Source organism: Halorubrum tibetense (genome assembly GCF_042661865.1).
GTDB classification, from domain to species: Archaea; Halobacteriota; Halobacteria; order Halobacteriales; family Haloferacaceae; genus Halorubrum; species Halorubrum tibetense.
Window position 1 is genome coordinate 1 of record NZ_JBHSWW010000150.1, and the last position, 5,930, is coordinate 5,930.

8 protein-coding genes and 1 pseudogene are annotated in these 5,930 nt (G+C 66.7%); 2 read left to right on the forward strand and 7 right to left on the reverse strand.

Translation table 11 applies throughout. The features are described from left to right. The 5 genes from ACFQEU_RS10220 to secF all read right to left on the reverse strand — a co-directional run. Window positions 1–342 (reverse strand): inorganic phosphate transporter (locus ACFQEU_RS10220; RefSeq protein WP_379781791.1); only part of this gene is annotated, 342 nt, incomplete at its 3' end. A gap of 2 nt (window positions 343–344) precedes the next feature. Beyond that, on the reverse strand, window positions 345–473 hold the full coding sequence (locus ACFQEU_RS10225) for a DUF7859 family protein (RefSeq protein ID WP_379781793.1): 129 nt from the start codon (window positions 471–473) through the stop codon (window positions 345–347). Window positions 474–866: 393 nt separating this feature from the next. Continuing rightward, window positions 867–1,376: a metallophosphoesterase gene (locus tag ACFQEU_RS10230; protein WP_379781795.1), complete on the reverse strand. Its 510-nt coding sequence runs from the start codon at window positions 1,374–1,376 to the stop codon at window positions 867–869. A 68-nt stretch (window positions 1,377–1,444) separates the two neighbouring features. Then, on the reverse strand, window positions 1,445–3,049 hold the full coding sequence (locus tag ACFQEU_RS10235; RefSeq protein ID WP_379781797.1) for a preprotein translocase subunit SecD: 1,605 nt from the start codon (window positions 3,047–3,049) through the stop codon (window positions 1,445–1,447). Then, complete coding sequence (gene secF, locus ACFQEU_RS10240; protein ID WP_379781799.1) at window positions 3,049–3,933, reverse strand: protein translocase subunit SecF; 885 nt, start codon at window positions 3,931–3,933, stop codon at window positions 3,049–3,051. Before secF ends, ACFQEU_RS10235 begins: the two co-directional genes overlap by 1 nt. 156 nt (window positions 3,934–4,089) lie before the next feature. Here secF and ACFQEU_RS10245 point away from each other — a divergent pair, with 156 nt between their 5' ends. Next, a complete protein-coding gene (locus tag ACFQEU_RS10245; RefSeq protein ID WP_379781801.1) occupies window positions 4,090–4,422 on the forward strand; it encodes a hypothetical protein in 333 nt (110 codons plus the stop codon). A 42-nt stretch (window positions 4,423–4,464) separates the two neighbouring features. On the opposite strand, the gene ACFQEU_RS10250 is transcribed toward ACFQEU_RS10245, so the two are convergent. Both ACFQEU_RS10250 and ACFQEU_RS10255 read right to left on the reverse strand, forming a co-directional pair. Beyond that, window positions 4,465–4,935: a DUF5812 family protein gene (locus ACFQEU_RS10250; protein WP_379781803.1), complete on the reverse strand. Its 471-nt coding sequence runs from the start codon at window positions 4,933–4,935 to the stop codon at window positions 4,465–4,467. 73 nt (window positions 4,936–5,008) lie between these two features. Next, window positions 5,009–5,611: a hypothetical protein gene (locus tag ACFQEU_RS10255; protein WP_379781805.1), complete on the reverse strand. Its 603-nt coding sequence runs from the start codon at window positions 5,609–5,611 to the stop codon at window positions 5,009–5,011. Between the two features lie 95 nt (window positions 5,612–5,706). On the opposite strand from ACFQEU_RS10255, the pseudogene ACFQEU_RS10260 reads away from it, so the two are divergent. Beyond that, window positions 5,707–5,930: pseudogene (locus tag ACFQEU_RS10260) on the forward strand (undecaprenyl diphosphate synthase family protein); the annotation flags it as partial.

Genomic DNA, 5,930 nt, shown 5'->3' on the forward strand with positions numbered 1-5,930 from the left:
GCCGGCGACGGTGAACGCCGTCGCGATCGGATACCCCGCGAACACGCCGATGGCAACGAGCACCGCCGCTGTGAGCAGCGCGACGATCGCCGCCCCGGCCGTGAGCGTGACACCTCCGATCAGCTCCGTCCCGACCGCTTCCGTGACGTTCGCGCCCTGTAACACCGCACCGAGGAACCCGAGCACGCCGACGACGAGCCCGGCTCGCATCACCGAGATGGCGTTGGCACCGACCGCCGGCGCGAACGGGGTCGAACCGGACGATCCCGCGCCGATCGACCACGCCATGAACAGGCTGGCAACGCCGGCAACGAGGAACGTCAGGGTCGTAACGACGACCATCGTTACTCCTGGCCGTCCTCGTACCCCTCGCGGAGCCCCATCAGAGTCCGGCGCACGAGGAGGAATCCGAAGAAGAACAGGCCGAGTAGAACCGTTAAAACGAGGATCGGGAGCAGATCGACCGAGGTCATACTCCGAGATCCGTCGGCATCGAGTTAGGCGTTTCGACAGCGTTCACGCGCGGGAGTATCCCGATCCGACCGCCATACTCGTGCGTGACTAAAACGGACGTTTGTGCCTCGAACACCTATAATACGTCTCCGGCACGAGTGGTCGTTGCGACCCCCGCTTCGGCCCGCCACCGACGCCGCACGCCGGGACCCACACCCGTTCGGGCGGTCTCACCGGATCGCGTTCGCGGATCGACATCCCGTCGACCCCCCGCTTTCGGTCGCTTCGCATCCGACCTCCACTCCTTCCTCACCCCTTCACTCGGCCGGATCGGGGGTCGCCCTCGCGTTCTCGTCTCGAACCGACGAGGACGGACACGCGTCGCTCCGGTTCGAGCATCGGGGGTGCACTCGCTACGGCTCGATACGGAACGTCTCGAAGACGTCGCCGTCGGGGGAGACTAACCGCCCGTCGAGTCCCCCGTCGTTCGGATCGAGTTCGGCGTGTGCGGGCCGGTTTCCGCGCGGCTGTGCGTGGCTTCCGGGGTTCAGTATCGGCAGGCCGGTCGAGTCGTCGAAGCGTGGCCGGTGGCTGTGACCGCAGATCACGGCGTCCGCATCCCGCCCTCGACCGAGCATGACGAGGCCGGTGTCGCCGCTGCGGTGACGGTGTGTCACCGCGAACCGAACGCCCGCGTACTCGACGGTGCGGATCTCGGGGAGTCGCTCGCGGATCGCAGCCCCGTCGTTGTTGCCGAACACCGCACGGAGCCGGTTCGTGGCCGACTCGAACGCGTTGAGGACGGGTTCCCGATAGAAATCCCCCGCATGGACGACCGTCTCCGCCTCGTGGACCGCCTCGCGAGTCCGTCCACGAAGCCGGTGATCGTCGGTGCTGTGTGTGTCGGAGACGACGACGAGCATACCGTCGGGTCGCGTCCGTCGGGAGTTAAAGACGCGGGTCGGCGATCGCCGCCTGGAACCCGGCGGAGCTACCGGACCGTCAGCAGCCGCCGGAGGATATCGCCGTACGCCGGGCGAGTGATGAACACGCCGACCAGCACGCCGAGGACGGTGAAGATGGCGAACCCGGAGAGATCACCCAGGGAAAGCACCATCAACGGTGACATCGCGATGATCGTCGTCGCGGCGGCCGCGCCGATCACCCAGAACGCCCGTCTGAACCGTGAGTCGAACACCTTCCGGGAGTTGACGTCGCCCTCGCTCATCACCTCGTCGGCGATGATCACGAGGTCGTCGACCCCGGTCCCGACCACGGCGATGAACCCGGCGATCACCGCGAGCTCCAGCGGATAGCCGATGAGCGCCGCGAAGCCGAGCAGCGCGTACACCTCCGCCAGCGCGGTGAGGATCATCGGGAGGGCGACCTTCGGCTCGCGGTACCGCAGGAACACCATTCCCGCCACAGCGAAGATGGCGAACACGCCGGTGATCATCGAGTAGAGCCGGAAGTTCTCACCCTGTGCGGCCGAGATGGTCGAGGAGGTCCCCTGCCCGGCGATGTCGAGCTCGGCGGGGAGCGCACCGGCGCGTAGGTTGATCGAGATCTCTTGGGCGTCGGCGTAGGACGTGGTCGTCAGCCGGAAGTTGCCGGTGTCGGCCCACGATCCGGAGACCATGCTCTCCGCGAGGTCATCCCGCATGCCGAACGCGTTGACGACCTCGCCGTCGACGACGAGCAGCAGACAGGAGTCGACCGACTCGCCGACCGGCTCCTGCATGTACGTACACGTCGCGCCACCGGCGTTGGTCGCTACCCCGCGGTCGACGACGGCGTCCTGGAAGCGGTGCGCGGGCGACCGCTCGCCCTCGGCGGCCTCGTTGATCACGGAGACGGAGACGTACGCGCCGTCACTCTCCTCGCTTCGACTCGCGGTCCCGATGTTGATGAAGTCGTCCTGGATCAGCACTTCCTCTTCTATCGCGAGGCCGTCCTCCGCCTCCTCGTCGGGATAGCCGATGTCGATCTGGACGGTCCCGCGCTCCTCTAACAGATCGATCACGTACTGGCGGTCCTCGCCGGGCACCTCGATGAGGATGAAGTACTCGCCAGTGATCGACTGGACCTGTTGGACGCTCCCCCCCTGAAGCCCGAACTCGTTGACCTTGTTCTGGATGACCTCCTCGGCGGCGTTGCGGGTCTGTTCCGTGACGCCGCTGCGGATCCCGCCGTACGCGTAGCCGGAGGCGTCCATCGCGGCGCGGAACTGTTCCTCGGAGACGTCGCTGTCGGTCACCTCGACCTCGCCGCCGTCCTCGGTCTGTCGCTCGGCCGTCACGTCGCGTGTGGATACCCCCTCCAACTCCGCGGCGACATCGCTCGCGACTTGGACCGTGTTCTCGCCGGCGAACTCGACGTTCGTCGCGGTGTAGCCGATCAACGGCGCGCGGATCCGGGTTCCACCGGCGAGATCCAGCCCGTACTGGAGGTTCGTGATCCCCTGTCGGGCGTCCGCGCCGTCCTCGCCCGGTGCGGTGTCCGGACCGAACGCCGGCACGAACAGCGCGACGGACGCGCCGATCACGACGACCACGAGCAGCAGTATTCGCCAGTTGTCCTTGATCGGTTGAAGCATCAGCGTTTCACCCCCTGGAACTTGTACCAGCGAAGTAACGTCACGTTCATCAGATACGTGTTCATCATGTCCGCCGCGAGCCCGATCGCGAGGATGATCCCGATGTCACGCAGGAGGTCGATCCCGAACAGCGTCGCGACGATCGCCATGACGATCATGGCGGCCATCGAGGTGACGGTCATCGTCACCCCGGTCCGCATCGCCCGACTGACGGACTCGTAGAAGTCGCCCGTCCGACGCAACACGGAGTTGTTCAACAGGATGTCCGAGTCGACGCTGTATCCGATGATCATGAGGAGGGCCGCCACCGTCCCGAGCGTCATCTCGATCCCCAGCAGGTTCATCGCGGCGATGGGGATCACGATGTCCGAGAACGCGGAGGCGACGACCGCGACGGACGGGATGAACGTCCGGAACAGCGCGAACACGAGCACGCTCATCCCGAGGAACGCGAGTCCGACACCGAAGATCGCGGTCTGAGCGGTGTCGGCGGCGAAGCTCGCCGACACCTGGTCGATGGCGTCGAGCGTCAGTCCGGCGTCGTTCGCTTGATCCTCCAACTCACCCGCGAATCCCTCCGGGTCGTCCTCCGACGCCTGGAACGTCACCACGACCACGTCATCGGCCGGGATCGACCGGACGGAATCCGGTTCCTGTTCGAACGCCGCGTCGATCCGTTCGCCGAGATCTCCCTCGCCGTCGTCGGCGATCCGTAGCTCCACGCCGCCGGTGAACTCCAGCCCGAGATTCGCCGGCGCGCCGGTGACGAAGTACCACCCGCCGATGATCAGAAGCGCCAGGGCGAGCACCGCCAACGGAACCAACACGAGCTGCCGGTTGGAGTAGTCGGTGTAGTCGACCTCCGGTACCTCGATCGCTCCCATGACACGGGTTCGTTATTCGGTCCGAATAAGCCTTTGTATATCCGGGACTGAAAGAAATCGATGCACTCGGACCCCTCCCGGGAGTTATGCGATCTCGGAGGACCGACGGCCTGTCGCGCCGAAATCGGTTTTGCCGGCAGCCGCGTAAGGGCCCGTATGAGTGAACCGATGGCCGACAGCGTCGTGCTCTCGTACCCGGACGGGCTCAGCGGATGGGGCCGCGATCAAATAGACACCGACCGCTACCGGGGGTACTTCCGTCGCGTGCTCGGAACCGTCTCTGTCGGGGACGTCCGCGAGGAGTTCGTCGACGTCGGGTGCTGCGGCGACAGCCCCGACGTCCCGTTTCGGGTCGTAGCGATAACCGTCGACGGCGAACCAGCCGAGACGGCGGTCGTAGCGGCAGGGACGGAGGTGGCGTACGAGACCCACGACGGCGAGGTCGACGGCGGGTGGTGTGTCCAGAGCGCGGCGGGGCCGAACGCATGAAACACGCCTCCGACAGACGATCCGTCACTGACTCACGCCTCGTCACGGAAGGTACCGGACGCTGAGTACGCGGGGCTCCGACCGGATCTCGACCCGGTTCACGCCGAGCCGAGCCGCCCGTGACAACGTCCCCTCACGGTCCTCCAACACGTCATCGACCGCGTCCTCCGTCCCGCCCTCCGGCGGACACAGCACGTGTATCTCGCCGACCCCGGCCCGAGGCTCTCGCGCCAGCTCCCCGGGTTGCAGGTCCGCGGCGAGCTCGCGCTCCTGAACGGTCGGCGGCTCGTCACTCCGGTCGATCGACAGCGAGCGCCGTTCGTCGACCTCGATCACCTGATACGTCACCTCCAGCGGCGGGTCGGGCGCGACCGTCGCCTCGACCGCGTCGTCGACGGCGAGTCCGGGGTTCGACCCCAGCGTGTGTACCTGTCCGTCATGAACGTCCTTGAGAACGGCCGAGTCGGACTCGACGTGAGTCACGAGGAACGTGCTCTCCTTCTCGTTGGTCATCGATGGACGCTACGGTGTCGAGTCATTTCCCGGTTTCGAGGCGGAACAAGGGCCCGACATCGTCGCTGTCGGGTCAGTCGCTCTCGTTGGCTTCTCCGTTGTTGCCGGGGTGGTCACCGGCTCGTTCGTCGTCCGACGCTCCGGGAGCCTCCCCGTCCTCTCCGGCGTCCCCAGCGTCCCGAAGCCGGAAGTGCGTCAGGAACACGAGTCCGGCCCCGGCGATCGGGGGGGCGAAGCCAGCGCGCGGTGGAAGCGCGTACAGCGCGGAAACGACGACGGAGTCCGTCGGGTCACGCAGGTCCGCAGGTGCGGAGATCACCATCCCGAGGTACAGCGAGACGAGGAAAACGAACCCGGCGGCCGCGAGCCACCGGTCGTAGCCGGCGGCGACGCGATCGTCACGGCGATGTCGTCGCGCGACGAACAGCAAGGGGGCGAGAAGCGGCGCGACGGCGGCGAACCCGGCGATCACGTACAACGAGCGCGAAAAGAGGAACGTCCCGCTTTGTACCTCCGCGGTTTCGCCCATCCAGACCACGAGCCCGAGGGTGACGACGAGCGTTATGAACGCCGCCGCGACCGCTCCGACGACGCCGTACACCCGCATCGCCCACGAGTCGGTGTTCCGGATCGCGTAGGGGATCGCGCCGAACACCCCACGGTAGCTGTCGGTCATCACCCCCGATACGACCGATGGCGGATTAAACCCCTCGTCGTGAGGGCGAACACGACCACCGGTCACTTATGTATCTCGACGGTGGAGCGACGGGCGTGGGTTTGTACGACACGTACCTCGCCGTTCGCCACCGGCTACACGACGGCGACCCCCCGGCGCACGTGGCGATCGTCATCACCGAGCGGGACCTGCTGGCCGACGGCGCGTTCGACACGTTGCGGTCGGCGCTCACGTGGGCGTTCGGGTACGGCGCGGACCGCGTGACCGTCTCGGTGTCTGTGCTCGACGAGGCGGTCGTCCCGTCGCTGATCCGCGAGCT

Bases quoted from the DNA above. Each gene is read 5' to 3' on its own strand.
- ACFQEU_RS10235 (WP_379781797.1), bottom strand. From the start codon at position 3,049: ATGCTTCAACCGATCAAGGACAACTGGCGAATACTGCTGCTCGTGGTC.
- ACFQEU_RS10225 (WP_379781793.1), bottom strand. From the start codon at position 473: ATGACCTCGGTCGATCTGCTCCCGATCCTCGTTTTAACGGTTCTACTC.
- ACFQEU_RS10255 (WP_379781805.1), bottom strand. From the start codon at position 5,611: ATGACCGACAGCTACCGTGGGGTGTTCGGCGCGATCCCCTACGCGATC.
- secF (WP_379781799.1), bottom strand. From the start codon at position 3,933: ATGGGAGCGATCGAGGTACCGGAGGTCGACTACACCGACTACTCCAAC.
- ACFQEU_RS10230 (WP_379781795.1), bottom strand. From the start codon at position 1,376: ATGCTCGTCGTCGTCTCCGACACACACAGCACCGACGATCACCGGCTT.
- ACFQEU_RS10250 (WP_379781803.1), bottom strand. From the start codon at position 4,935: ATGACCAACGAGAAGGAGAGCACGTTCCTCGTGACTCACGTCGAGTCC.
- ACFQEU_RS10245 (WP_379781801.1), top strand. From the start codon at position 4,090: ATGAGTGAACCGATGGCCGACAGCGTCGTGCTCTCGTACCCGGACGGG.